This window comes from Planococcus beijingensis, from assembly GCF_016820615.1.
Classification (GTDB): Bacteria; Bacillota; Bacilli; order Bacillales_A; family Planococcaceae; genus Planococcus; species Planococcus notacanthi.
Window position 1 is genome coordinate 57,309 of sequence record NZ_JADHDZ010000002.1, and the last position, 25,576, is coordinate 82,884.

Genomic DNA, 25,576 nt, shown 5'->3' on the forward strand with positions numbered 1-25,576 from the left:
ATTATGAGATACAAAAGAGGTGGTAGGATGCGGAAGAAATATCGCGATTTAAAGCGCAAGGGGAATGTCATTGTTTTTCCGACGACCGTAACACGTTTGTTGTCTGAAGGAATGACCTATTTAAAAGAAGAAAAGTACGAAGATGCCCGTGACAGTCTATATCAAGTTTTGTCATATGAACCTGAACACGCAGCAGCCCTGGGCGGTTATGCCTATTGCCTCTATGAGCTTGGGGAATTCCAGGAAGCGCTTGAAGTGTGCCGTGAATTATTGAAGATCGGACCAATTCATTACCTGGAGACGATGGAATTATACATAAGTATTTTGATGCAAGTCCGCGAATTTGAAGAAGCGGAAAAAATGATTGAAGCTCTAATAGAAGAAAAAGTGTTGCCGGAAGAACGGCTGGAACAATTCCAGCAATTGCGTGACTTGAACGAACGCATTGCAGCAAATGCGGCATCTGAAAAAGTGGATGCTTCGAAGTACGCCATCGATACATTTTTGGCGCTGCACCCTGCGGAACAAGAGCAATTGATTCTGGATTTGCCGACGACTTCCTATCAAGCTTTGAAGAAGAAGCTGATTGCGATCATCGAACATCCGGAAGCCGATCTCTTGACGAAGACATACATATTATTCATGCTGTTCCAGGAAAAGATCGATGCGGAAGTTTCCGTCCGAAAATTTCATTACCAAGGCACATTCAGCATCAATGAATTGCCGGATCCGGTGAACAACAGCCGAATCCGGAAAATCACCGCTATCATCGACAACGAGCTGGCGAAGGATCCGACTCGTCTAGAGATGGTCAAAGAACTGTTTGAACGGCATATTTATCTATTGTATCCGTTCATCTGGGATGACTATAATGAAGAAGACGTGGCGCAGGGGTATATGGTTTACACAGAAGGGCTGTTCAGCGGAATGACTTCATTCAGTGAAGACGAAAAGCTGCTCGAGCTGATTCAGCAGGCCGAACTTTGGTTCGAAATGCGCAATGGGTAGAAATAGTTGAACCTGTCGGCATGTGTGCTATAATATTGAAGTTGTCAAAATTCGTATAAAACGTAAAATGACTTTGTAGAAAATGTTTGGAGGGCTTATAATATGTCAGCAAAATGGGAAAAACAAGAAGGTAACACAGGGGTTCTTACAGTTGAAGTTCCTGCAGAAGAAGTAAACGCCGGTCTTGATAAAGCGTTTAAGAAAGTAGTTAAAGAAATTAACGTACCAGGTTTCCGTAAAGGAAAAATGCCTCGTCAAATGTTCGAAAAACGTTTTGGCGTAGAATCACTTTACCAGGACGCTTTGGATTTCATCTTGCCTGACGCTTACGCGAATGCAGTTGAAGAAGCAGGAATCAACCCGGTTGACCGTCCTGAAATCGACATTGAAACAATCGAAAAAGGCCAGCCTCTTGTATTTACAGCGAAAGTGATTGTAAAACCAGAAGTTGAGCTTGGCGAATACAAAGGTCTTGAAGCATCGAAACCTGATACTGAAGTGACTGACGAAGACATCGAAAACCAGTTGAAAGAAAACCAAGAGCGTATGGCTGAGTTGACTGTTAAAGAAGACGAAGCAATCGTTGAAGGCGATACAGCTGTTATCGATTTCGAAGGATTTGTTGATGGAGAAGCTTTTGAAGGCGGCCAAGGAAATGATTATTCCCTTGAAATCGGATCAAACTCTTTCATCCCTGGATTTGAAGAGCAATTAGTAGGCGTAAAAGCTGGAGAAGAAAAAGACGTTGAAGTCACTTTCCCAGAAGAATACCACGCTGCTGAACTTGCAGGTAAAGCTGCAACATTCAAAGTGAAAGTAAACGAAGTTAAAGGCAAGGAACTTCCAGAGTTGAACGACGAGTTCGCTAAAGAAATCGACCCTGAAGTGGAAAGCCTTGAAGCGCTTCGCACGAAAATGAAAGAAAGCCTGATTGCTGAGAAGAAATCTGCTGCTGATGCAACGCTTCGCGACGAATTGGTCCAAAAAGCTGCTGAAAACGCAACAATCGATATTCCTCATGCAATGATCCACACAGAAATGGACCGTATGATGAGTGATTTCGAACAACGTTTAACTCAACAAGGCATGAACCTTGAATTGTACTTCCAGTTCTCTGGACAAGACGAAGCTGCACTTCGTGAGCAAATGCACGGTGATGCTGAAACACGCGTACGCGTTTCATTGACACTTGAAGCAATTGCTGAAGCTGAAAACATGCAAGTTACTTCAGAAGACATCGACAAAGAGCTTGAAAAAATGGCTGGTCAATTCAACATGGACATTGAACAGATCAAAACAGCTCTAGGTGGAACTGAAATGCTTGAGAACGATATCCGCATGCAAAACACAGTTGAGTTCCTAGTGGACAACGCTAAAATCGCTGAATAACACATAAGCAACATATAAAGAATTAGGAAACAAGGTGCGGAGACGCACCTTGTTTTCCACTACATAGAACACTGGAATTATACTTAGGGTGCCAAGAAATTGACTGTGAATCTAATTAGTTGCTACAATTACGATAATCTTGTAAGATAATGGCTTGAATAGGGGTGAATACATTGTTCAAATTCAATGACGAGAAAGAGCATTTAAAATGTTCATTTTGTGGTAAACCACAAGAGCAAGTTCGTAAACTGGTCGCAGGACCAGGTGTTTATATTTGTGACGAATGTATTGAGCTTTGTACGGAAATCGTAGAAGAAGAGCTTGGTACAGACGAAGAAGTAGAATTCAAAGAAGTGCCTAAGCCAAAAGAAATTCTGGATATTTTAAATGGCTATGTCATCGGCCAGGAAAAAGCGAAGAAATCACTGGCTGTAGCAGTTTATAACCACTACAAACGCGTCAACTCAAACAGCAAGATCGACGATGTCGAGTTGTCGAAATCCAATATTGTCTTGATCGGACCAACAGGAAGCGGGAAAACCTTGCTTGCACAAACTTTGGCCCGCATTCTGAATGTGCCGTTTGCCATTGCAGACGCAACTTCATTGACTGAAGCTGGTTATGTCGGAGAAGACGTAGAAAACATTCTACTCAAGCTGATCCAAGCTGCAGACTATGATGTAGAGCGCGCAGAAAAAGGAATCATCTATATTGATGAGATCGACAAAGTGGCACGCAAATCCGAAAACCCATCGATTACACGCGATGTTTCCGGTGAAGGCGTACAGCAGGCCCTTCTGAAGATTTTGGAAGGAACCACTGCAAGTGTTCCACCTCAGGGCGGACGCAAGCATCCACATCAGGAATTCATCCAAATCGATACGACGAACGTTTTGTTCATCGTAGGCGGCGCGTTCGATGGAGTAGACCAAATCATCAAACGCCGTCTCGGCAATAAAATCATCGGTTTCGGTGCAGATCCGAACAAGGAAGAATTGGATGAGAAATCATTGCTTAGCCAATTGATTCCGGAAGATCTGTTGAAATTCGGTTTGATTCCAGAGTTCATCGGCCGTTTACCTGTATTGGCAAGCCTTGAGCAATTGGATGAAAAAGCTTTGGTTGAAATCTTGACTGAACCGAAGAATGCGTTGATCAAGCAATATCAGAAGATGATGGAACTTGATGGCGTTAAATTGACTTTCGAGCCTGGTGCACTTGTTGAAATTGCGAAATTGGCAATTGAACGCAAAACCGGTGCCCGTGGACTTCGTTCAATTATCGAGAATATCATGCTTGAAGTGATGTTTGACCTGCCTTCACGTGAAGACATCGTTGAATGTGTCATCACAAAAGAAACTGTTGCGGATAGCGTACAGCCTAAACTGATTTTGGAAGATGGCTCGGTATTCGTCAACGACAATAATGAGAAAACATCCGCGTAAAATGAGTGGAACTTCACGCAGTGGAAAAGTCTCACTGAGTGGCAGTTGAACCAATCAAAAGGATGATACGGGCTGACTCTGATCGTGCGCATCCGCGCATTTCGGAGTTGGCCCGTTTTTATTAGAAAAGCGGAGGCACCTGTCAAGGCTCGAAAGGCATAAGACAAACCGGAGAAGTGGCGGGTTTTGCCACTTCTCCGGGGTGGCTTATGACCGGAGGGCCTAGGTGCTGGAGTCTGGACAAAGAAAAGCGGAAGCGGCCGTTTAGCTTCGAAAAGCGCTGGAAGCCTTGCTGGTAATGGCGGTTTTCAGCCATTGCGGGAAAGGCTGAAGCGACTCGAGAAGCTGGCCGCTGGAGTCTGGACAGAGAAAAGCGGAAGCGCCTGTTCAGCTGCAATATGTCTTATAACCTTAAAAACTTACTTACGATTGTTTCTTGTTGAAAATATTCCCGGAGGTGACTTCCCAGATGGCGAAGAAAAAAGTGACGAAAAGTGTGCCATTACTGCCATTGCGCGGACTTCTTGTATTCCCGACGATGGTATTGCATATAGATGTAGGCCGTGAGCGTTCGGTGGCTGCATTGGAACAGGCATTGCTGGATGACAACATTATCTTTTTGGCAACTCAAAAAGACATGAGTACAGAGCAGCCGGAGAAAGACGATCTCCACAAAATCGGTACGCTGGCATACGTCAAGCAGATGCTGAAATTGCCAAATGGCACAATCCGTGTACTGGTTGAAGGTTTGGAACGCGGACAAATGAAGAACTACGAGGAAGGGGAGGACTTCACGATTGTTGAAGTGACTTCTTTCCCGGACGAAACAGAAAGAGACGCAGAACAAGACGCCCTAATGCGTTTGTTGCTCGAGCATTTTGAGAACTACGCGAAAAGCTCGAAAAAAGTCAGCACAGAAACGTATAATACCGTTGCTGATATTGAAGAGCCTGGCCGCTTGGCGGATATGGTCGCTTCCCATCTTTCGATGAAAGTGGCTGCCAAGCAGGAAGTTTTGGAAACATTCGATATCAGTAAACGCTTAGAGCTTTTGATTACCCGCCTGCATAGCGAACAGGAAGTCGTGGATCTGGAAAAACGGATCAACCTTCGTGTGAAAAAAGCGATGGAGCAGACGCAAAAAGAGTTTTATTTGCGCGAGCAGATGAAAGCAATCCAAACGGAACTTGGCGACAAAGACGGCAAATCAGCTGAAGTGGTCGATCTGAAAAAACGGATCGAAGAAGCGAAAATGCCGGAATCCACTCAAAAAGTGGCTTTCAAAGAACTGGACCGTTACGAGAAACTTCCTTCCGCAGCTGCAGAAAGCGGCATTATCCGCAATTATATCGAGTGGTTGGTAACGATTCCGTGGTCGGAAGCGACAGATGATCGTCTGGATATCAAATACGCAGAAGAAGTGTTGGACCGTGACCATGATGGACTGGAAAGCGTCAAAGAACGCGTACTGGAATACTTGGCTGTCCAGCAGATGACCAATTCATTGCGTGGCCCAATTCTTTGTCTGGTCGGACCTCCAGGTGTCGGGAAAACGTCCTTGGCGAAATCGATCGCCGAATCCCTGGACCGCAAATTTGTCCGCGTTTCACTTGGCGGCGTCCGCGATGAATCGGAAATCCGAGGCCATCGCCGGACGTATGTCGGTGCGATGCCAGGCCGTATCATACAAGGAATGAAAAAAGCGGGAACCGTTAACCCGGTCTTCCTGTTGGATGAAATCGATAAGATGTCGAATGATTTCCGCGGCGATCCATCTTCGGCGATGCTGGAAGTATTGGATCCAGAACAGAATAATTCGTTCAGTGACCATTACATTGAAGAAACGTATGATCTTTCCAATGTGCTTTTCATCGCGACAGCCAATGATTTAGGATCAATTCCTGGACCGCTGCGTGACCGGATGGAAGTCATTTCAATAGCGGGCTACACAGAAGTCGAAAAACAAATGATCGCTAAAAACCATTTGGCACCGAAGCAATTGAAAGAACATGGTTTGACGGAAGAACAGTTGCAGTTTGATGACGAAGCTTTGCTTAATATCGTCCGCTACTATACGCGCGAAGCGGGTGTCCGTGGACTGGAACGCCAAATCGCTTCAATCTGCCGCAAAGTAACCAAGCAAATTGTCTCAAAAGAGAAAGACCGAGTGAAAGTCGGCGCAGAAGAAGTGGAGACTTACCTTGGGAAACGCAAATTCCGTTACGGAATGGCTGAAACGGAAAACCAAATCGGCGTGGCTACTGGCCTTGCCTACACAACAGTCGGCGGGGATACGCTTCAAATCGAAGTTTCGCTGTCAGCCGGCAAAGGCAAATTGCAGTTGACCGGTAAGCTGGGAGACGTCATGAAAGAATCTGCACAAACGGCTTTGTCGTTTGTCCGTGCCCGTGCTGAATCTCTGGGGATCGATCCGAATTTCCATGAATCGCACGATATCCACATCCACGTTCCAGAAGGCGCTGTTCCAAAAGACGGCCCTTCAGCGGGGATTACCATCGCGACTGCTTTGGTATCTGCTTTAACGAAACGTCCGATCCGCCGTGAAGTCGGCATGACGGGTGAAATCACCTTGCGCGGCCGCGTTCTGCCAATCGGCGGAATCAAGGAAAAAACCTTGAGTGCGCACCGTGCTGGCTTAAAAACCATCATCTTGCCGCTTGACAACGAGCGTGACCTGGAAGATATACCAGAAACAATCCGTGAAGAGTTAACCTTTAAACTGGTTTCTCAAGCGGATGAGGCATTGGAAATTGCCTTAGAAGGAGAAAATGAATGAAAGTTAATCATGTAGAACTAGTCATCAGTGCCGTCCGTCCGGATCAATATCCGGAAGACGGTTTACCGGAATTCGCTTTAGCCGGACGTTCAAACGTCGGAAAATCGTCTTTCATCAACAAAATGATCGGCCGCAAAAGCATGGCACGAATCTCATCTAAACCCGGCAAGACACAGACCTTGAACTTCTATAAAATTGAAGAAAAGCTGTTCTATGTCGATGTTCCCGGATACGGCTATGCCAAAGTATCAAAAAGCGAACGGGAAGCATGGGGCAAGATGATTGAAAGGTACATCACAGACCGCGAACCATTGCGTGCTGTGATCCAAATCGTCGACTTGCGCCATCCGCCAAGCAGAGATGATATTGCAATGTACGATTTCATGAAGCATTATGACATTCCATGCATCATTATCGCAACCAAAGCGGATAAAATTCCTAAAGGAAAATGGGACAAGCACAAGAAAATTGTGCGCACCACGTTGGATATGGATAAAACCGATCCATTGATCATTTTTTCGTCTGAAACCGGTCTCGGCAAAGACGAAGCCTGGAAAGAAATCGAAAGCAGAATGCAATAAATTCAAGCGCAGCCTCCGGGCTGTGCTTTTTTTATTGGAAATAGCTCCTTCTTCCATAGATTTCCCTCTGCCTAACTGCTCTTCAATCGCCCGCCTGAAGCGAAATTATCTCTCGCGATAGTTTGAGTTGACAGGTAATTCCGACTAAGAGCGTTATACTTGTAGACGTCAGACACCTTTGCTACTATTAATTTATAATAATTATAAATAAGGACTATATTCATGCCTTGTTCACAAATTCAAAGGCATTTTAAAGATGATAAGTGGTATACTAAATCTAGAGGAAATATGAACGTGAAAGGTGTTTTGTACCCATGCATACATTAGTAGTCGGGGTGAATTATCGCTCTGCACCCGTGGAGATTCGCGAAAAGCTTTCATTTATTGAAAATGAGCTGCCACAGGCGATGCAGGCGTTAAAAGAACAAAAAAGCATATTGGAGAACGTGATCGTGTCCACTTGTAACCGGACGGAAATCTATGCGGTCGTGGATCAGCTTCACACTGGGAAGTATTATGTGAAGCAATTTCTTGCTGACTATTTTGGCTTGCCGCAAGAAGCCATTTCCCAGTATTTATTTGTCCATGAGCAAGATCAGGCAATTGAACACTTATTCCGTGTAACAGCCGGCATCGACTCAATGGTATTGGGTGAAACGCAGATTCTTGGGCAAGTAAAAAACAGTTTCCTTGCAGGCCAAGAGCACGGCACTACAGGTACGGTGTTTAATCAATTGTTCAAGCAAGCTGTTACATTGGCGAAAAGAGCGCATTCTGAAACGGCCATCGGCGAAAATGCCGTGTCGGTATCGTATGCAGCTGTTGAACTCGGCAAGAAGATTTTTGGTACGCTTAAAAACAAACATGTTGTTATTTTAGGTGCCGGAAAAATGGGTGAATTGGCCATCAAGAACTTGCAGGGGAGCGGAGCTGACCGTATCACTGTCATTAACCGTACATTCGAGAAAGCGGAACTGTTGGCAGACAAATTCGGCGGCAATGCAAAACCGTTGAACCAATTGCAATGCGCATTGCTGGAAGCGGACATTCTGATTTCATCAACCGGCTCGACTGACTTTGTCATCGATCTTGAATTGATGCAGTTTGTGGAAAAACTACGCAAAGGCAAACCGTTATTCATGGTAGATATCGCAGTTCCACGTGATATGGATCCACGCATCGGCGACTTGCCGAATGTCTTCTTGTACGACATTGATGACATGCAAGGCATCGTAGAAGCGAATTTGGCAGAACGTGAACGCGCGGCTGGCCAAATCATGACCATGATCGATCAGGAAGCACTTCAGTTCAACGACTGGCTGACAACGCTTGGCGTTGTCCCGGTAATTTCTGCGCTGCGCCAAAAAGCGCTTGGCATACAGGCTGAGACCATGGCAAGCATTGAAAACAAAATGCCGGATCTGACTGACCGCGAAAAGAAAATTCTCAACAAACACACCAAATCGATTATCAATCAATTGTTGAAAGATCCGATTCTGCAAGCGAAAGAAATGGGCGGAGCGCCTAAGTCACGTGAGCAATTGGAATTATTCATGCAAATTTTCGGAATTGAAGAAGACGTTGAAAAAGAAATTGAAAAGCAGTCGCAAGCTGCACAAAAGAAAACGGAAAAAGCCGTTCTCGAAACCCAACAAGCAACTGAAACTCCCAAATATTCATTTTAAGCTTTCTTAAAGAGGCGTTTTCGGATCTATATGTTAAAATGTAGAGACGGAACGCCTTTAACTATGGAAACGAAGGGGAATGGGATGGCTGATATAACAATGGCAAGGCTGCACGAAGCTATGGTTATACTATATGCTGTCAGCCTTGTTTTTTATTTTATAGATTACTTATATAAAGAGAAAAGAGCCAGCCGGATAGCCATGACGCTGCTCGGCATTGTATGGGTGCTGCAGACGGTCTTCCTGGTGCTGTATATCGTTGAGACTCAACGATTTCCGATACTGACTTTATTCGAAGGCATTTATTTTTATGCCTGGTTGCTGGTGACGTTGTCGCTCGTATTGAGGATTTTCTACCGTTTTGATTTTGCTGTATTCTTCATCAACATCATTGGATTCATCTTCATGACGATCCACACCTTCGCGCCGGTCCAGATCGAGCGTTCGCCTGTCGGGGAATCGCTGGTCTCGGAATTATTGTTCATCCATATCAGTTTCGCGATTTTATCCTATGTGGCATTTTCCTTGTCATTCGTTTTTTCGGCGCTTCACATGATCCTTTACCGATTATTGAAGCAGAAAAAATGGACAAAGCAATGGAGCAGCTTGCCGTCACTCAGCCAAACACAGCAATTTATGACGATTTCGATTCTCGTCGGGATTTCGCTGCTGTTCGTGTCATTGGTGCTCGGGCTGCAATGGGCATTTATTTCACTTGCTGCATTTTCTATCTTCGACATGAAGATTGTCGGATCGTTCATCTTGCTGGTGGTCTACAGCTTTGTGCTGTGGTGGCACCGCAAAGGCTCATTGAATGGGATGAATTACGCGCTGGCACATACGTATGCATTTTTATTGCTGCTGATCAATTTCTTTTTAGGCAGCCGGTTATCTGAATTTCATTTTTGGTATTAAAGAAGGGTAGGATTCATTTGAGAAAAATTATTGTAGGTTCAAGAAGAAGTAAGCTGGCATTGACGCAAACCAACCAGTTCATCGAAAAAATGAAAGCAGCGGGAGCACCTTTTGAATTTGAAATCAAGGAAATCGTTACGAAGGGCGATCGCATTGTTGACGTCATGCTCTCAAAAGTCGGCGGTAAAGGTCTTTTCGTTAAAGAAATCGAACAGGCGCTGTTCAATAAAGAAATCGATTTTGCTGTCCACAGCATGAAGGATATGCCTTCTGTCTTGCCGGAAAGCCTGACTATCGGCTGTATTCCAGAACGTGAAGATCCGCGCGATGCTTATATCGCCAATGGCCATGTGAAATTATTGGAACTTCCGGTTGGAGCCGTTGTTGGGACAAGCAGCTTGCGCCGCAGTTCACAGCTTTTGCTGTTGCGTCCAGACCTTGATATCCAATGGATCCGAGGCAACATCGATACACGTCTTGCGAAATTGCAGGCTGGCGATTTTGATGCCATCATTTTGGCTGCAGCCGGCTTGAAACGCATGGGCTGGAAAGATGACTTGGTTACCGAATTCCTGGAAGTCGACGAATGCCTTCCAGCTATCGGACAAGGCGCGTTAGGAATTGAATGCCGCGAAGACGACAAAGAACTTTTGGCGGAACTGGCTAAACTGAATCATGAAGAAACAGCTTTGGCTGTTAATGCAGAGCGTAAATTCCTGCGTGACATGGACGGCAGCTGCCAAGTGCCGATTGCAGGATACGGAACAGTGAAAGACGGGGAAATTACATTTACAGGATTGATTTCTTCGCCGGAAGCGGATCAGGTATTCAAGGAAACGGCAATCAGCCGCGACCCGGTTGAAGCAGGCCGCGAAGTGGCTGAGAAAATCAGTGCACAAGGCGGTTACGATTTGATTCAACGCGTTAAAGCTGAGAGCAATGTCTGATAAAGATCTTTTGCTTCAAGGCGAAACCATCGTTTTTACCGGTTCCAGAGAGCCGGTGGAAGCGGTTCGCCATGCACAAGCACTAGGAGCGGAGACGCTTTATGTGCCGCTTGTCACCACTTCGATCCGCCAATTGGACAAGCCGGACCTCGATGGCTACGACTGGCTGATTTTCACAAGCCGCACCAGCGCACAAGCATTTTGTCAGCTCGATGAAAAGGTTACGGCGAAAATTGCGGCTGTCGGCGACCAGACGGCTGCTGTGCTGCAGCAGCATGGCTACACCGTTGATTTCATCCCGCGGGTTTTTAGTGCCGACCATTTCATCCAGGAGTTTCCGGTGGTTTCCGGCAAAGTCAAATGCCTGTTCATCAAAGGCAATTTAGCGAAAAACACGATTGCTTCGATGCATATGCAAGTGGACGAGTGGACGGTTTATGATACCGTGCTGGACTTGAAGAATGCGGAAAAGCTAGTGCAACTGAAAGATGTCATCATTCTATTCGCCAGTCCTTCTGCTGTGTCGGCTTACCGGCAGGCAGGAGGAGGCTGGTCGAATATCCGCACCGCTGCCATTGGCCATGTTACACAAGGGGCCATTGAGGCAAACGGCGGAAAAGTCGATTTTACTCCGAAGAAATACACTTATATGGAAGTCATCAATGAAATAGCGAAAGGAAGTTTTTCAAAATGAAAGAATTGAATTTTAACCGCCATCGCCGTTTGCGTGGATCTGCCAATATCCGTTCAATGGTCCGCGAAACGAGCTTACATAAAGAGGATTTCATTTATCCGATTTTTGTCGTTGAAGGCGAGAACATTAAAGAAGAAATTTCTTCAATGCCGGGTGTTTTCCATTACTCATTGGATAAATTAGGCGAGGAACTGGACGAAGTTGTAGATCTTGGAATTCCTTCTGTTATTTTGTTCGGTGTGCCAAATGAAAAAGATGCGGTCGGTTCGCAAGCTTATCACGACCATGGCATTACACAGGAAGCGATCCGCTTTGCGAAAGAACGCCATCCGGAATTGGTGGTTATCGCTGATACTTGCCTTTGCCAATATACCGATCATGGCCATTGCGGTGTAATCGAAAATGGCGTCATCTTGAACGATGAATCACTTGACTTGTTGGCGCGCACTGCCGTGTCTCAAGCAAAAGCAGGAGCTGACATCATTGCGCCGTCGAATATGATGGACGGCTTTGTTGCAGCGATCCGTTATGGACTGGACCAAGCCGGTTTTGAAAACACACCGATCATGTCTTACGGCGTCAAGTATTCATCTGCTTATTATGGACCTTTCCGTGAAGCAGCACACAGTACTCCTCAATTCGGAGACCGCAAAACATACCAAATGGATCCCGCAAACCGTATGGAAGCATTGCGTGAAGCTACTTCCGACATTCAGGAAGGCGCAGATTTCATGATTGTCAAACCGGCATTGTCTTATTTGGACATCATCCGTGAAGTACGCGATAATTTTGATATCCCGATTGTTGCTTACAATGTTTCAGGCGAATACGCCATGGTCAAAGCAGCAGCGGCAAACGGTTGGATCGATGAAGAAAAAATCGTTTTGGAAACACTGCTCAGCATGAAACGCGCAGGAGCGGATATCGTGATGACGTATCATGCAAAAGATGCGGCACGCTGGTTGGAGGGAACTAAATGACATACGAAAAATCATTAGCAGCATTCACTGAAGCAAAAAAACTAATGCCGGGCGGCGTCAACAGCCCGGTCCGTGCGTTTAAATCGGTCAACATGGACCCGATATTCATGCAATCCGGCAGCGGAGCAACCATCACAGATATTGATGGCAATACGTATATTGACTATGTCCTGTCTTGGGGACCGCTGATTTTGGGCCATGCCCATCCGGAAGTGGTCAAGGCGATTCAGGAAACGGCAGCGCTTGGAACTTCATTCGGTGCACCGACTGAACTTGAAAATACCATGGCGAAGTTGGTTATGGAACGTGTTCCTTCCATCGAAATGGTCCGCATGGTTTCATCCGGAACAGAAGCGACGATGAGCGCATTGCGTGTGGCACGTGGTTACACGGGCCGCGACAAGATCCTGAAATTTGAAGGCTGCTACCACGGCCATGGCGATAGCCTGTTGATCAAAGCCGGGTCAGGCGTTGCGACTTTAGGATTGCCTGATTCTCCAGGAGTTCCAGAATCGATCGCTAAAAACACCATTACAGTTCCATATAACGATCTGGAAAGCGTGCGTTTGGCGTTCCAGGAATTCGGCGACGATTTGGCTGCAGTCATTGTCGAGCCGGTTGCCGGCAATATGGGCGTTGTGCCGCCAAATGAAGGCTTTTTGACAGAGCTTCGCAATTTGACTCATGAAAATGGCACGATTTTGATTTTTGATGAAGTCATGACCGGTTTCCGTGTCGGCTTTAATTGTGCACAAGGCTATTTCGGCGTTACACCGGACATGACGTGCCTCGGCAAAGTCATCGGCGGCGGGTTGCCTGTTGGGGCATTCGGCGGCAAGCGTGAAATCATGCAACAAGTTGCACCGAGCGGGTCGATCTATCAGGCAGGTACGTTGTCGGGCAATCCGCTTGCAATGCGGGCAGGATACGAAACGCTGTCCCGTTTGACGGAAGAAAGCTATGACGTCTTTATCGAACGCGGCGACCAGCTTGAAAAAGGATTCCGTGAAGCGGCGACGAAATACAACATCCCGCATACCGTGAACCGTGCAGGATCAATGATCGGTTTCTTCTTCACAAATGAAGACGTAGTCGATTTTGAATCAGCAAAAACTTCGGACACCGAGTTGTTCGCAGATTATTACCGCTTGATGGCGGAAGAAGGCATCTTCCTGCCGCCGTCCCAGTTTGAAGGCATGTTCCTATCGACTGCCCATACGGAAGAGCATATTGCGAAAACCGTTGAAGCATTCCATACCGTATTTGCTAAACTGGCACGTTAATAAAAGAAAAACAGGCCGAGGCTTCTGGAATTTTCAGAGGCCCCGGTTTTTTGTATGGAAAGAACACCGAACGCCAGCCTGCATACTCCACAGATGCCCTTGTTTCCTGTACCATAGAAAACAACTAAGGCACTTGGGAAAGGAGGAAAGGCTGTGAAGCCATTTGTCGTAACGGCAGTTATTGCGATTGCTGCAGGGGCGGTATTCGAGGCAATCGGCATGTTTCTGCCTTGGCTGCTGGGGCCGATGTTCACACTTTTGCTCGTCAATCAATTCACGAAAATCCCTCTCTACTGGCCTCGATTCTTGCGGACAGCGGGTCTGGTGATGCTCGGTGTGCAGATCGGTTCGTCGTTTACACGCGATGCGGTGTTATTGATGGTGATGGACTTGCCTTATATGGCGTTCATGACGATTTCAGTCGTGGCCTTGTCGGTTGCTCTCGGTCTGCTGTTCAAGCGGATGGTCCATGAAAGCCTGGGAACGAGCCTGCTTGGTTCCATACCGGGTGGATTGGCGCAGATGGTGGTTTTAGCTGAAGAAATCCCTTCGGCGAATATTACCGTAGTGACGATGATGCAGACCATCCGCATTTTCATGGTGGTGACGATTGTGCCGTTCCTGACGATTTTCCTGAACGGCAGAGGAGCAGGCGAAGTGAAAGAGCAGCTGTTTACATTCTCGGCAGGCTTGTTCCTGTTGGCGCTCACTGTCAGTTTATTATTGTATGGGGCTATGAAGAAAATTAAATTTCCAGCTGCTGAACTGTTGGCGCCCATTATGGCCATGGCGATTGTCCAGGCCGTGTCGGGGGATGTCCTGATTGATATGCCGTACTGGCTCATTGCTATTGCACAGGTCTGCATCGGTGCGAATCTCGGCCTGCAGATGGAAGGAATCGGCGACAAACTGACGTTCCGGCTGGGTGCTGCAATTGTCCTGAACAATGTGCTGCTCATCAGCTTCACCGTATTAATTGCCAGGGTTCTCGCTACTTGGCTGCCTGAATACATATTCCTCGACTTCTTTCTAAGTGCAGCACCCGGTGGCATAGCGGAAATGGCCATCACCGCGCTCGCTGTTGGAGGGGACGTGGCACTCATCACCGGATTCCAGCTGTTCCGGCTGTTCTTTATTCTATTGGTGGCCGCGCCGCTTGTGGCATTCATTGTAAAAAAACTTGACGCTAAAACCGGATATTGAGTACAATAAGAGTAATTAGATATTCATGCGTTGATGAGGATAGTAGAATGTGTGTGCATTTCAGAGAGAAGGCCGATTGGTGAGAGGCTTTCATGGACCCATGTTTGAATGTCACCTCGGAGCAGTTGCCGTGAAATGAGTAGCGGGAACCGGACTTAACATCCGTTATGAAACTTGAGAGCCAGGTGTGCAAGTGGACCTGTGTATAAAGGTGGTACCGCGAAAAACTCCTTCGTCCTTTACAGACGACAGGAGTTTTTTGCGTTCTATCAGAAATAAGAGGAGGAATTCCAATGACTGAACAAATGTCTACTAAGTACGATCCGCAATCCATTGAGAAAGGCCGTTACGAATGGTGGGTCGACAACAAATTCTTTGAAGCGAAACCGGAAAGCGGCAAAACGCCGTATACCATTGTGATCCCCCCGCCGAACGTTACCGGCAAGCTGCATTTAGGGCATGCCTGGGACACGACATTGCAGGACATCATGACGCGCATGAAACGCATGCAGGGCTTTGACGCATTATGGCTGCCTGGAATGGACCATGCCGGCATTGCGACGCAAGCGAAAGTGGAAGGCAAATTGAAAGAAGAAGGGCGTTCACGCTATGATTTGGGCCGTGAAGCATTTCTTGAAGAGTCATGGAAATGGAAAGACCAATACGCGGGACACATCCGTGAGCAATGGGCAAAACTGGGTCTTGGCCTTGATTATTCCCGTGAGCGGTTTACATTGGATGCCGGTTTATCAGATGCGGTGCGCGAAGTTTTCGTAAAGCTCTATGAGAAAAAATTGATCTACCGCGGGAAATACATCATCAACTGGGATCCGGCGACGAAAACTGCTATTTCGGATATTGAAGTTATCTACAAAGACGTACAAGGTGCGTTTTACCATATGCGTTATCCGTTGGCAGATGGCAGCGGCCATATCGAAATCGCGACGACGCGTCCGGAAACGATGCTGGGCGATACAGCGGTTGCAGTTCACCCGAAAGATGAGCGCTACCAGCACTTGATCGGCAAAAAAGTGATCCTGCCAATTATCGGCCGTGAAATGGAAATCGTTGCGGATGACTATGTGGACATGGAATTCGGAAGCGGTGCTGTGAAAATCACGCCGGCTCATGACCCGAATGACTTTGAAATTGGTAACCGCCACAACCTGGAACGTGTGCTGATCATGCACGAAGACGGTACGATGAATGAAAATGCCGGCAAATACGAAGGGCTTGACCGCTTCGAATGCCGCAAGCAGATCGTCAAGGACTTGCAGGATTTGGATGTGTTGTTCAAAATCGAAGAACATATGCATTCTGTAGGACACTCAGAACGCAGTGGAGCAGTTGTTGAGCCGTATCTGTCTACACAATGGTTTGTTGACATGAAGCCTTTGGCTGCCGCTTCAGTGGAAGCACAGAAAACCGATGCCGGCGTCAATTTTGTACCGGACCGTTTCGAGAAAACCTACCTGCACTGGATGGAGAACATCCGCGACTGGTGCATTTCACGCCAGCTTTGGTGGGGACATCAAATTCCAGCCTGGTACCATAACGAAACAGGTGAAATTTATGTAGGGCACGAAGCACCGGCGGATGCTGAAAACTGGACACAGGACGAAGACGTTCTAGATACGTGGTTCTCGTCTGCATTATGGCCGTTCTCAACGCTCGGCTGGCCGAAAGAAAACGATGACCTTAGCCGCTACTATCCGACCGATGCGTTGGTTACAGGCTATGACATCATCAATTTCTGGGTATCCCGGATGATTTTCCAGGCACTTGAATTCACAGGTGAAAAACCGTTTAAAGACGTATTGATCCACGGCCTTGTACGCGATGCGGAAGGACGCAAAATGTCCAAATCACTGGGCAACGGAGTTGATCCGATGGATGTCATTTCTCAATACGGTGCAGATTCCCTGCGTTACTTCCTGGCTACTGCTTCATCTCCAGGACAGGATCTCCGCTACTCGAACGACAAAGTCGAGTCGGTTTGGAACTTTGCCAATAAAATCTGGAACGCTTCCCGTTTTGCATTGATGAACATGGAAGGCATGACGTACGATCAAATCGATTTGTCCGGCAAGAAATCCGTAGCCGATTCATGGATTCTGACCCGTTTGAATGAAACCATCGAACAAGTGACGGATCTTGCAGAACGCTATGAATTTGGTGAAGTGGGACGTTCCCTTTATAACTTCATTTGGGACGATTTCTGTGACTGGTACATCGAGATGGCGAAATTGCCATTATATGGTGAAGACGAAGAAGCGAAGAAAATGACGCGTTCAGTCCTTGCTTATGTATTGGACAACACGATGCGCCTATTGCATCCGTTCATGCCGTTCATCACAGAAGAAATCTGGCAGAACTTGCCGCATGAAGGCGAATCAATCACCATTGCAGCATGGCCGACAGTGGACGATTCCTTGACCGACCAAAGCCAATCTTCAAGCATGAAGCTGTTGATGGACGTGATCCGTTCGGTACGGACTATCCGTGCAGAAGTGCAGTCGCCGATGAGCAAGAAAGTGCCATTGACGATTTCAGCGAAAGACGCCGACACGCATGCAGTGCTTGAAGCGAACGCTGCCTACATCGAACGTTTCTGCAATCCAGAAACGTTGACAATCGGCCAAAACATCGAAGCTCCAGACAAATCGATGTCAGCGGTTGTATCCGGTGCTGAATTGTTCATGCCGCTTGAAGGCCTGATTGATATTGATGCCGAACTTGCACGTTTGCAAAAAGAACTGGAAAAATGGGCGAAAGAAGTGAAGCTCGTCAGCGGCAAATTGTCGAACGAACGCTTTGTTTCGAAAGCTCCTGAAGCCGTTGTTGCAGAAGAACGTGCGAAGCAAGCCGATTACGTTGAAAAACACGCAACGGTTGAAAAACGAATTGAAGAATTGCAGAACTTGTAAGAACTACAAAAACCGCTTTCCCAAATGGGAGAGCGGTTTTTTCGGTTTTATAAGGATATTCCGTAAACTAACTCCGCTAAAGAATTCTCAGAAGAAAGAACATAAGGAATAAAAAAGTTAGTCTTCAGTTCAGCTTGCATAGCTCTAAACTAGTTATTTAAAAATGGAAACTAAATACTCACTTCGAATTTCCTGAATCTCTTAGCGCCGGCGAGTCTGCGGGCTAGACAAGGAAATAAGCCAAAGGAAGTTTGGGTTATTTTCTTTGCTTCGAAGCTAGCGAAGCGATGCAGAAGCAGGAGTTTTATAACTCTTACTTTAGGAACTCAGCCCAAATCGACCGAAGCGATTTATAGTAGCTCACTAACTACTGAGGACGATCTTCCCGCCGAAACGGGGCATGCTTTTCCAGTTTCCGGACATGCTCCACTACTAATTCAGCAATGTTTTCATCGTGCGTTTCGTAGAACGAACGGGCGCCGACGGGATCTTCGATTTCATTGAATAGATGCCGGCCGTCTTCTAATAGAAGAAAGTCGATGCCGATATAGTCGCTGTTCAAGGCACGGGCAATCCGCAAGACATCTTTTTCTTGGACAGCACTCAACATGTATTTCTCAGCATGGCCACCAAGTGAATAATTGGCTTTAAAGTCACCAGTGGAACTGCGTTTAACCGCACCCACTACTTCTGTGCCGATGACATAGGCGCGAACGTCTGCCACATGTTCAACAACCGGCTGAAAAATCAGCGGGGAAGTGGCTGGTGGAATTTCATCAGCCGAATGAATAAGCCACACTTCCGAACCGCCATGGCCGTCCACGGTTTTGGCGATGCACGGATACTCCGTGGCTTCCCGGTATGTCGGTACTGCCGGAACGCCAAGCAGCAAAAGCAGTTGATAGCTTTGCCATTTGTCGTTGGCGGTGCGGTTGACTTCGGCGCGGTTCACTAAATGGATGCCTTGAGCCTCTAGAAAACGGGCCGCTTCCGGACGCCGCGTGCGGAAGAGCACGATATCCCCGCACAACTTATCCACAAGCATGGCCAAGCCTTCTTCGCTCCAGTCGTCCCATTGGATCAGATCAAAATCACCAAAGCGCTGCAGCTCTTCAATAAACCCTTGATTGCGTTCGGCATCTTTAGTTTCATAGAGAAGTTTCATGCTAAGTCCTCCCGTATATAAGCGATCATGGCGTCTGCAACATTAACTCCTGTGACATTGAGGATATTGCGGATATGGGCAGCGGCATTCACTTCACAAACCAAGGGCTGGTCGTTTTCACCAAACAACAAATCGACACCCGCAAACGTTGCACCAACTGCTTCAGCAGCCGATAAGGCGAGTTCCCGTTGTGATTCCGTCAGTTCTATGGGTGAAGCGACACCGCCATTGGTGATGTTGGCGCGGAAATCGGTTTCCGAATGGCGGTACATGGCAGCCACAATCTGTCCGCCGACGATATTGACACGGATATCGCGCCCCCGGCTGGAGGCGATAAACTCTTGGAACACATAATCGATGCCCCGCAGGCTGTCGACTTTTTCGTAGAATTGTTCCTCAGTTTCAATCAAGTAGACCTTCATGCCAAAAGAGCCATGCCCTTCCTTGATGACCATCGGCAACCCGAGACGATCAATGACTCCTTCGAAATAGCCCGAATCCAGTATAGAGAAATTCGGATAGACTTTCGGAGCCACAATGGTCCGTGGCATCGGCAAACCTTTTGCAGCCAATTGGACGTATTGTGTGGCTTTATTATCACATAAATCAATGACAGAAGGGTCATTATAAACTGGGACTCCCCGGCTTTTCAAAAAATATCCAAGCAATATATCTTTATCCAATAAAATTGCGAAATCAGGTATACTGAAAGTAACAGATAAATCCATGACAGTTTCGTAATTTTTCATGATTTTGACAGTGATGCCAGCACGTTCTGCTGCTTCGGCAACAAGCCTGGCCTGATCTGCAAACTTATCGGAAACTAAGCTTCCGTTGTAAATAACCCAACAACTCGTCATATCCATTCCACCTTCGTGCTATAATCATACTCAAAAAGTGTATCATGTTTACCGCAGAAAAGAGGCTTCAAAATGATAATTGGACTCGAACAATACAAAGACAAATGGAATATTCATACAGATGCTTCGATTCAACCGGGTCTGGAAGCTATTACAGGGGCATTGGACGAATTGGGGAACCCGCATAAAAACGGTAGATTCATTCATCTGGCTGGCACCAACGGCAAAGGATCGACAGCTACATTCCTGTCGGCAATCCTTCAGGCGCATGGCTACAGTGTCGGGAATTTCTTTTCTCCTTGCCTTGAAGATCTCCATGACCAGATCCAAATGAATGGAGAGCCGATCGACCCAGTGGAACTTGAGCAAGTGATGGAGCAGTTAAGCAAAATAAAGACACCGTTAACGGATTTTGAACTCTTGACGGCGGCCGCCTTTATCGCTTTCCAGCAGCAGGCACCTGATTTTTCCATCATTGAAGCAGGCATGGGGGGAGCGCTTGACAGCACGAACGTCATCAATCCCGAACTTTCCATCATTCCTTCCATTTCCATTGAACACACGAATTTTCTGGGAGAAACTATAGAAGAAATTACACGCCATAAAGCAGGAATCATCAAGAAATGGAAGCCGGTGGTCATAGGGGAACTGCCGCTTGAGTCTCTGGAAATTATCCAGGAGACAGCTGACCGTTTACATGCAGAAGTCATCCGGCCGGCTGGACAAATTGATGTACCGCTGAAACTGAAAGGGCCGCATCAACAAAAAAATGCCCAACTGGCGTTGGAAGCCGCTAAAGAACTGCTGGGCCTGAACTTTAGCGAGGAAAAAGCGGGGCTTGGGCTTTCTTCAGCTACTTTGCCGTACCGTTTTGAAGAAGTATTTCCTGATGTTATTTTTGACGGTGCCCATAATCAGGCGAGTGCCGAAGCCTTGATTGCTACCATAAGAGACACATTTCCGGATGACCCTATCCATATCGTCATGGGAATCTTCAAAGATAAAGATTATCGGAGCGTACTCCGCCATTTGGAGACGATCAGTGATCATTTCACCTTTGTAGACTTTGATAATGAACGGGCATTGCCAGCTGCAGAACTATTTAAAGAAAGTTGCAGTAAAAGAAAGACAATTACAAATATGTGTGATATATTACCTGTATCGAATAACAAAGAAAAGACTATAGTCACAGGTTCGTTACATCTTCTTACACTTCTTCGAAACTCAGCGAACGTCTTTTTCAAGAATTACCAATAAATCATACCCTGGTCTATACCTCACTAATTCGTTTCAGAAAGGAAAGATGTCATGGGGGAGAAATTTAACCGAAAAATCGTTTTATGGTGCCTATGGGCATTGATTGTTCCGGCAGGCTTAGTGATTGTTTACCGTTTCTTCCCGCCATCTGTAGCAGATCCGTGGAACTTAATGGCGTACATTCTGTTTTTTATTTTGATGAGTTTGATGCCGATGAACATCAATGGAGCCTCGACATTTTTGGTGCAATGGGTAACAGTGGCGCTGTTTCTGAAATATGGACTTTTTATCGAAATGCTGGTATCCCAATTGAGCATGTTGATTGTGCTGTACCGTATTCGAACCAATGAAGAACAATCGGTGCGGATTCCTTTCAACTCGCTGATGTTTTTCTTTGTCTCATTAATAGCAGGATTGGCTTTCATAGGGGCAGGCGGCCAAATCGGAACATTGGAAATGTCGCATGTCATTTTGTATGGCTTGATATTCCAGGTGCTTTCCGTATTGATTAATCAAATCATTTATCACTTATATGACTACACGACAGGTGGTCGGAGCAAATTCTTTTCGGTCGACGCCATTTGGGATTTTGCCTTGATGTTTGTGATTTTCCCTTTTGCGGTCGCTTTGTATTTGTTTGAGTCGCATATCGGAATTCCGGCGCTTGTATTGCTGGGTGTGCCGTTTTTCATTATGGCAGCGGTCATGAAAAAGTTCACCAGCTCAGAACAAGTCAATATTGACTTGAAACGGGCTGGAGATATTGGACATCAGCTTGCAGATCGTCTGGAAGCGAATGAAGTGCTTGACCAATTTGTTGTAGAGGTTGCCAAGATGTTCAAAGTTGAATATGCCTATATCGTCGATTACCGTGATGGCCAACAGCAAATGTTGCGGCTTTATGAAAATAATCAATTGCAGCCCCGTGAAATTGAGTCACTTCCTTATAATCGGGGAGTTGCTGGACATGTCATCGTCACCAACGACTCGTTCATCTTTGATGAAAAAAGCCAATGGGCGGATTATGTCACCGGCAACCTGCCAGAAGATACAGAGAGTTTGATGGCCACGCCGATTGCCCGAAACAATAAAACCGAGGGTGTACTGATTTTAGCTTCTAAAAAGAAATACGCTTTTGCCAAGCACCAGCTTCAAATTTTGGAAATCCTCAGTACTTATTTCGCCGTATCGGTGGAAAAAGCAGGGTATATGCAAAAAGTCATTGCCAAAAGTGAACGCTGCGGATTGACCAAGTTATATAATTATCGCTATCTGGACGAAAGTCTGGAAAGTTGCATTAAGGAAATGAATGAAGGCCGTCTCGAGCAATTGTCTTTGGTCATGATGGACATCGATCATTTCAAGAGCATCAATGACCGGTACGGACACCAGAGCGGAAACGATATTCTTGTGCAATTGGCTGATATTTTGCGGGAAGAGTTTGGCGATGAAGGAACCATCGCCCGCTACGGCGGCGAAGAATTCGTCATCCTGTTGCCGAATTACAGTAAGGATATAGCCGTGCTGCTGGCAGAAAATCTGCGCAAACGCATCGAGAAGCACGACTTCATGATAGAAAACGACTTAGGGGAAGACCGGGGACAGCAAATCGTCCACATCACCTTAAGCATCGGCGTATCCACAGCGCCGGATGACAGCGACGAAGGCATGTCTCTGATCCGGAACGCGGACCGTGCGCTATATATTGGAGCAAAGCAAGCTGGACGGAATAAAGTTGCGGCGTATTCAAAATAAGACTGTAGATGGGCTGACGCCTGTCTGCGGTCTTTTTTCCTATTTAGAGAAATATATTATTAAATTTTTTTGAGGAAATCATGTTTATTCCAGAAAAAACACTATTCAGGAGAGCAAAAAGAGTGTAATAATGTAGCTAAGCAATGATTAGATAAAAAGATTCTTATATTAGGAATAAATAGGAATATAATTATGATTGATTGTGGGGGAATAGGACAGATGACCTTAAACGACCGAGGATTGACTTTAGTGGAAGTATTGGCGGCAATCGTCATATTAGGGATTCTGTTTGTTGGGATCATGTCTATTTTTCCTCAAATGACAGTCTTTAATGCTAAAACAGAGACCAAGCTGGATACCATGAACTTAGCAAGGCAGGAAGTGGCGGAACTGGTGATGTTCGGCAATAAGAAAATAGATGGCAGCGACCGTTTTGACGAACAATTCATTTGGAGCAAAGTGATGGCAACAGGATCGCATGATGCCATGTCGCTGGATCAGGAAATGTTGAAAAAAGCGATGCTGGCACGTCAGTATGTATACGTCTCCTCGAATCCGAATTACCTGCGTTTTGAAAAAAATGGAGACTTTCGTTATGAAGCTGATATTTATCTGAGTTGTGAACCGTTTAAAAAAATTGATTTGGTTCAATCGGGAGAACTGCCATGTCAGGCCGCAGACAGCAACAAACTGTTCAAAGTGCATCTGAAAGCCTATGACAATCAATTACTGAGCAGCGAAACCTATTCCTATATTAAATACGACGCTATTCCACAGGCCACAAGCGAAAGCGGAGGTGGCTGATATGGAAAAAAGTGAAAAAGGTGTGACATTGGTCGAAGTCCTGGCAGCCTTGCTGTTGGTTTCACTTATAGCCGGCATCGCATGGACAGCCCTTACGATCGGCATGAAACACAGTGCTGCTGAAACCAGCAAAACACAACTTCAGCAGGAAGCGAATTTAATAGTCACCAAACTGGTCAATGAACATAGACGGAGTGACCATTATTACTTGAGGCTGGCAAATGGCCAATTGGAAATCAATTCTTGTGATGCGGATGGTGCCGGAATCGAAAATTGTAACGGATTTAAAAAAATCACGCAGCAAGACTTTTTGCATAAAGGATCGGTCAACGGCACAGACTTTGCGTTGCTGGATGAAACAAACCGCATTCTGCCGAAAAAAAACCATGTCAAACTGGTGCTGAAAGTCACCGATCTTCAAGGTGAACTGGAAGCGGAAGTGGAAACAAAATTGACGCGAATCTTAACCGATCGATAGACAGGAGGCAGCGTATTGAAAATTATAACGAACGAAAAAGGGTATGCGCTGCTGATTGTATTGTTGGCCGTGATTTTGGTTCTGGGGTTTTCAGCCGTATTTCTGGCAGGTTCACTGAACCATGCGACGCAGGAACGAACCGTGGATACATCCAACCAGTCAGTGGCGGCGGCTGAAATGGGTGTCCTGTACTATACGGCAAGCTTTGAAAAAGAATTGGAGATGGAACTGCTGAAAATCCAGAAAGACATCAATGAACGGCTGGATAGTCTAAAGCAATGCAAGGGGTGCAATTTTGCTGCTGAAGTCGAAGTTTTAAATGACAGGAAAATTAAAGAGTACACTGCCGTTATCCAGGATAAAGTCAAAAATCTGGAAGATGCGGGAGACTATTACCGTCGAACCGTTTCATTGGATGGGCAAATAGACTATACGGTAAAATCCGCTGTTTCCGAAATTGCCGACGACAAAAGCATCAAAGTGGAGATCCAACTGAAAGGGACAGCAAAACAAGGTGGAGCGGATGCCGAAAATACATTAGCCGTCATTTTTTATGTGGCCGTCCCCGATACGTTCCTGACAAAATCTACACAGATCATTTATGACGATATCTACAAAAATCCTCCTTCTCTATCCTGTAACGATTTCTTGAACACCAAGAAATATACAGATGAAGACATCGAGCCTTATTATGAATGCACGCTAGGAGCGGATGAGAAGATAGCGGATCTGCTGTTGAAGTTGAAAGCTCAACCGCATAACCTGGCACCGAAAGACTTCATGGTCTACACCAATAATTATTTGGCAAATGTCTGCGACCCAAATGGCAATCCTGATAAAGCCGAGATCGCCAACTGCAACTCCAAAGACCTCGAAGGCATCAGCATTGTCGTCTATGGCAGTGAAGATACCGTAACAAAAAACATGAATGGGCTGGAAAATGTCAAAATCTACATCAATGGCCAATTATCGGTCCAAAATTTGAACAACACGTCAAATGCAGTTTTAGTGCTAAAGGAATTGAAGGTCAGCAACAACTCGCAAAATATCGAAAATTCGACCATTGTGGTATTGGGCCATAACAATGCAGCAACTCTTGCCGAGTTGAAAGTGAGCAACAATATCACCTTGAAGACAAATGCAAAATTTTGTTTGGATGCAGACAGGATTACAGAATCGGACATCATCAACTTCGGCAATCAAATCACAGTCAATGAAGGCAGCTGGCTGATCTATTATTCATCCACCGGGAAAAATTACTTCCAGACAAATCAGCATGTCAAAAAAATAACCAACTATACGGATTTCTTAAGTCTTTGCAATGTTTCCGTCAATGGCTCTCCGACTGCAGACAATATAGACCCAGGATTTGATTACGAAGTAGAGTATTGACAGCTGGATAC

The 25,576-nt window shown here is 46.0% G+C and carries 20 protein-coding genes and 1 other annotated feature; of the genes, 18 read left to right on the forward strand and 2 right to left on the reverse strand.

Annotation, left to right across the window (positions count from 1 at the left end; translation table 11 throughout):
- The first annotated feature begins 27 nt into the window (after positions 1-27).
- The 13 genes from IRE19_RS06490 (at position 28) to IRE19_RS06550 (ending at position 17,854) form a co-directional block, all read left to right on the forward strand.
- Positions 28-1,008 carry a tetratricopeptide repeat protein gene (locus IRE19_RS06490; RefSeq protein ID WP_203339754.1) on the forward strand — a complete coding sequence of 327 codons (981 nt, stop codon included), beginning with the start codon at positions 28-30 and terminating at the stop codon, positions 1,006-1,008.
- A 102-nt stretch (positions 1,009-1,110) separates the two neighbouring features.
- Positions 1,111-2,397 carry a trigger factor gene (gene tig, locus IRE19_RS06495; protein ID WP_191715993.1) on the forward strand — a complete coding sequence of 429 codons (1,287 nt, stop codon included), beginning with the start codon at positions 1,111-1,113 and terminating at the stop codon, positions 2,395-2,397.
- A 173-nt stretch (positions 2,398-2,570) separates the two neighbouring features.
- Positions 2,571-3,842: an ATP-dependent protease ATP-binding subunit ClpX gene (gene clpX / locus IRE19_RS06500; protein WP_191715992.1), complete on the forward strand. Its 1,272-nt coding sequence runs from the start codon at positions 2,571-2,573 to the stop codon at positions 3,840-3,842.
- Between the two features lie 469 nt (positions 3,843-4,311).
- Positions 4,312-6,639 (forward strand): endopeptidase La, encoded by a 2,328-nt coding sequence (gene lon / locus IRE19_RS06505; RefSeq protein WP_203339755.1) that lies wholly within the window; start codon positions 4,312-4,314, stop codon positions 6,637-6,639.
- Positions 6,636-7,220: a ribosome biogenesis GTP-binding protein YihA/YsxC gene (gene yihA, locus IRE19_RS06510; RefSeq protein WP_203339756.1), complete on the forward strand. Its 585-nt coding sequence runs from the start codon at positions 6,636-6,638 to the stop codon at positions 7,218-7,220. Before lon ends, yihA begins: the two co-directional genes overlap by 4 nt.
- Before the next feature lie 314 nt (positions 7,221-7,534).
- On the forward strand, positions 7,535-8,905 hold the full coding sequence (hemA, locus tag IRE19_RS06515; protein ID WP_191715989.1) for a glutamyl-tRNA reductase: 1,371 nt from the start codon (positions 7,535-7,537) through the stop codon (positions 8,903-8,905).
- Between the two features lie 84 nt (positions 8,906-8,989).
- Positions 8,990-9,820: a cytochrome c biogenesis protein CcsA gene (gene ccsA / locus IRE19_RS06520; RefSeq protein ID WP_191715988.1), complete on the forward strand. Its 831-nt coding sequence runs from the start codon at positions 8,990-8,992 to the stop codon at positions 9,818-9,820.
- 17 nt (positions 9,821-9,837) lie between these two features.
- On the forward strand, positions 9,838-10,767 hold the full coding sequence (gene hemC / locus IRE19_RS06525; protein WP_203339757.1) for a hydroxymethylbilane synthase: 930 nt from the start codon (positions 9,838-9,840) through the stop codon (positions 10,765-10,767).
- Complete coding sequence (locus IRE19_RS06530; RefSeq protein ID WP_203339758.1) at positions 10,760-11,461, forward strand: uroporphyrinogen-III synthase; 702 nt, start codon at positions 10,760-10,762, stop codon at positions 11,459-11,461. Before hemC ends, IRE19_RS06530 begins: the two co-directional genes overlap by 8 nt.
- Positions 11,458-12,441 (forward strand): porphobilinogen synthase, encoded by a 984-nt coding sequence (gene hemB / locus IRE19_RS06535; protein WP_191715985.1) that lies wholly within the window; start codon positions 11,458-11,460, stop codon positions 12,439-12,441. Before IRE19_RS06530 ends, hemB begins: the two co-directional genes overlap by 4 nt.
- Positions 12,438-13,724 carry a glutamate-1-semialdehyde 2,1-aminomutase gene (gene hemL / locus IRE19_RS06540; RefSeq protein WP_191715984.1) on the forward strand — a complete coding sequence of 429 codons (1,287 nt, stop codon included), beginning with the start codon at positions 12,438-12,440 and terminating at the stop codon, positions 13,722-13,724. The genes hemB and hemL overlap by 4 nt, the downstream gene beginning before the upstream one ends.
- A gap of 153 nt (positions 13,725-13,877) precedes the next feature.
- Positions 13,878-14,927 (forward strand): AbrB family transcriptional regulator, encoded by a 1,050-nt coding sequence (locus IRE19_RS06545; RefSeq protein ID WP_203339759.1) that lies wholly within the window; start codon positions 13,878-13,880, stop codon positions 14,925-14,927.
- A 21-nt stretch (positions 14,928-14,948) separates the two neighbouring features.
- Positions 14,949-15,170 (forward strand) — a binding site (T-box leader).
- A 50-nt stretch (positions 15,171-15,220) separates the two neighbouring features.
- Positions 15,221-17,854 (forward strand): valine--tRNA ligase, encoded by a 2,634-nt coding sequence (locus IRE19_RS06550; RefSeq protein WP_238943111.1) that lies wholly within the window; start codon positions 15,221-15,223, stop codon positions 17,852-17,854.
- Positions 17,855-18,221: 367 nt separating this feature from the next.
- Here IRE19_RS06550 and IRE19_RS06555 read toward each other — a convergent pair whose 3' ends face one another.
- Complete coding sequence (locus IRE19_RS06555) at positions 18,222-19,019, reverse strand: ATP-grasp domain-containing protein (protein ID WP_203339760.1); 798 nt, start codon at positions 19,017-19,019, stop codon at positions 18,222-18,224.
- Positions 19,016-19,879 (reverse strand): ATP-grasp domain-containing protein, encoded by an 864-nt coding sequence (locus tag IRE19_RS06560; RefSeq protein ID WP_203339761.1) that lies wholly within the window; start codon positions 19,877-19,879, stop codon positions 19,016-19,018. The genes IRE19_RS06555 and IRE19_RS06560 overlap by 4 nt, the downstream gene beginning before the upstream one ends.
- Positions 19,880-19,951: 72 nt before the next feature.
- Between IRE19_RS06560 and IRE19_RS06565 the strand changes: the two genes are divergently transcribed.
- From IRE19_RS06565 to IRE19_RS06585, 5 genes are all read left to right on the forward strand, one after another.
- Positions 19,952-21,136, forward strand: coding sequence for a bifunctional folylpolyglutamate synthase/dihydrofolate synthase (locus IRE19_RS06565; protein WP_203339762.1), 1,185 nt, complete (start codon positions 19,952-19,954; stop codon positions 21,134-21,136).
- Positions 21,137-21,187: 51 nt separating this feature from the next.
- Entirely contained in the window at positions 21,188-22,891 is a 1,704-nt protein-coding gene (locus IRE19_RS06570) for a sensor domain-containing diguanylate cyclase (RefSeq protein WP_203339763.1), read from the forward strand.
- A gap of 219 nt (positions 22,892-23,110) precedes the next feature.
- On the forward strand, positions 23,111-23,695 hold the full coding sequence (locus tag IRE19_RS06575) for a type IV pilus modification PilV family protein (protein ID WP_203339764.1): 585 nt from the start codon (positions 23,111-23,113) through the stop codon (positions 23,693-23,695).
- A 1-nt stretch (position 23,696) separates the two neighbouring features.
- A complete protein-coding gene (locus IRE19_RS06580; RefSeq protein ID WP_203339765.1) occupies positions 23,697-24,173 on the forward strand; it encodes a prepilin-type N-terminal cleavage/methylation domain-containing protein in 477 nt (158 codons plus the stop codon).
- A 15-nt stretch (positions 24,174-24,188) separates the two neighbouring features.
- Positions 24,189-25,565 (forward strand): hypothetical protein, encoded by a 1,377-nt coding sequence (locus tag IRE19_RS06585; RefSeq protein ID WP_203339766.1) that lies wholly within the window; start codon positions 24,189-24,191, stop codon positions 25,563-25,565.
- The last annotated feature ends 11 nt before the right edge of the window (positions 25,566-25,576 follow it).

Coding starts and splice junctions, on each gene's coding strand:
- IRE19_RS06570 (WP_203339763.1), top strand. CDS start 21,188: ATGGGGGAGAAATTTAACCGAAAAATCGTTTTATGGTGCCTATGGGCA.
- IRE19_RS06575 (WP_203339764.1), top strand. CDS start 23,111: ATGACCTTAAACGACCGAGGATTGACTTTAGTGGAAGTATTGGCGGCA.
- hemB (WP_191715985.1), top strand. CDS start 11,458: ATGAAAGAATTGAATTTTAACCGCCATCGCCGTTTGCGTGGATCTGCC.
- tig (WP_191715993.1), top strand. CDS start 1,111: ATGTCAGCAAAATGGGAAAAACAAGAAGGTAACACAGGGGTTCTTACA.
- yihA (WP_203339756.1), top strand. CDS start 6,636: ATGAAAGTTAATCATGTAGAACTAGTCATCAGTGCCGTCCGTCCGGAT.
- IRE19_RS06550 (WP_238943111.1), top strand. CDS start 15,221: ATGACTGAACAAATGTCTACTAAGTACGATCCGCAATCCATTGAGAAA.
- IRE19_RS06580 (WP_203339765.1), top strand. CDS start 23,697: ATGGAAAAAAGTGAAAAAGGTGTGACATTGGTCGAAGTCCTGGCAGCC.
- IRE19_RS06490 (WP_203339754.1), top strand. CDS start 28: ATGCGGAAGAAATATCGCGATTTAAAGCGCAAGGGGAATGTCATTGTT.
- IRE19_RS06560 (WP_203339761.1), bottom strand. CDS start 19,879: ATGACGAGTTGTTGGGTTATTTACAACGGAAGCTTAGTTTCCGATAAG.
- hemL (WP_191715984.1), top strand. CDS start 12,438: ATGACATACGAAAAATCATTAGCAGCATTCACTGAAGCAAAAAAACTA.
- hemA (WP_191715989.1), top strand. CDS start 7,535: ATGCATACATTAGTAGTCGGGGTGAATTATCGCTCTGCACCCGTGGAG.
- IRE19_RS06565 (WP_203339762.1), top strand. CDS start 19,952: ATGATAATTGGACTCGAACAATACAAAGACAAATGGAATATTCATACA.
- IRE19_RS06530 (WP_203339758.1), top strand. CDS start 10,760: ATGTCTGATAAAGATCTTTTGCTTCAAGGCGAAACCATCGTTTTTACC.
- lon (WP_203339755.1), top strand. CDS start 4,312: ATGGCGAAGAAAAAAGTGACGAAAAGTGTGCCATTACTGCCATTGCGC.
- ccsA (WP_191715988.1), top strand. CDS start 8,990: ATGGCTGATATAACAATGGCAAGGCTGCACGAAGCTATGGTTATACTA.
- IRE19_RS06555 (WP_203339760.1), bottom strand. CDS start 19,019: ATGAAACTTCTCTATGAAACTAAAGATGCCGAACGCAATCAAGGGTTT.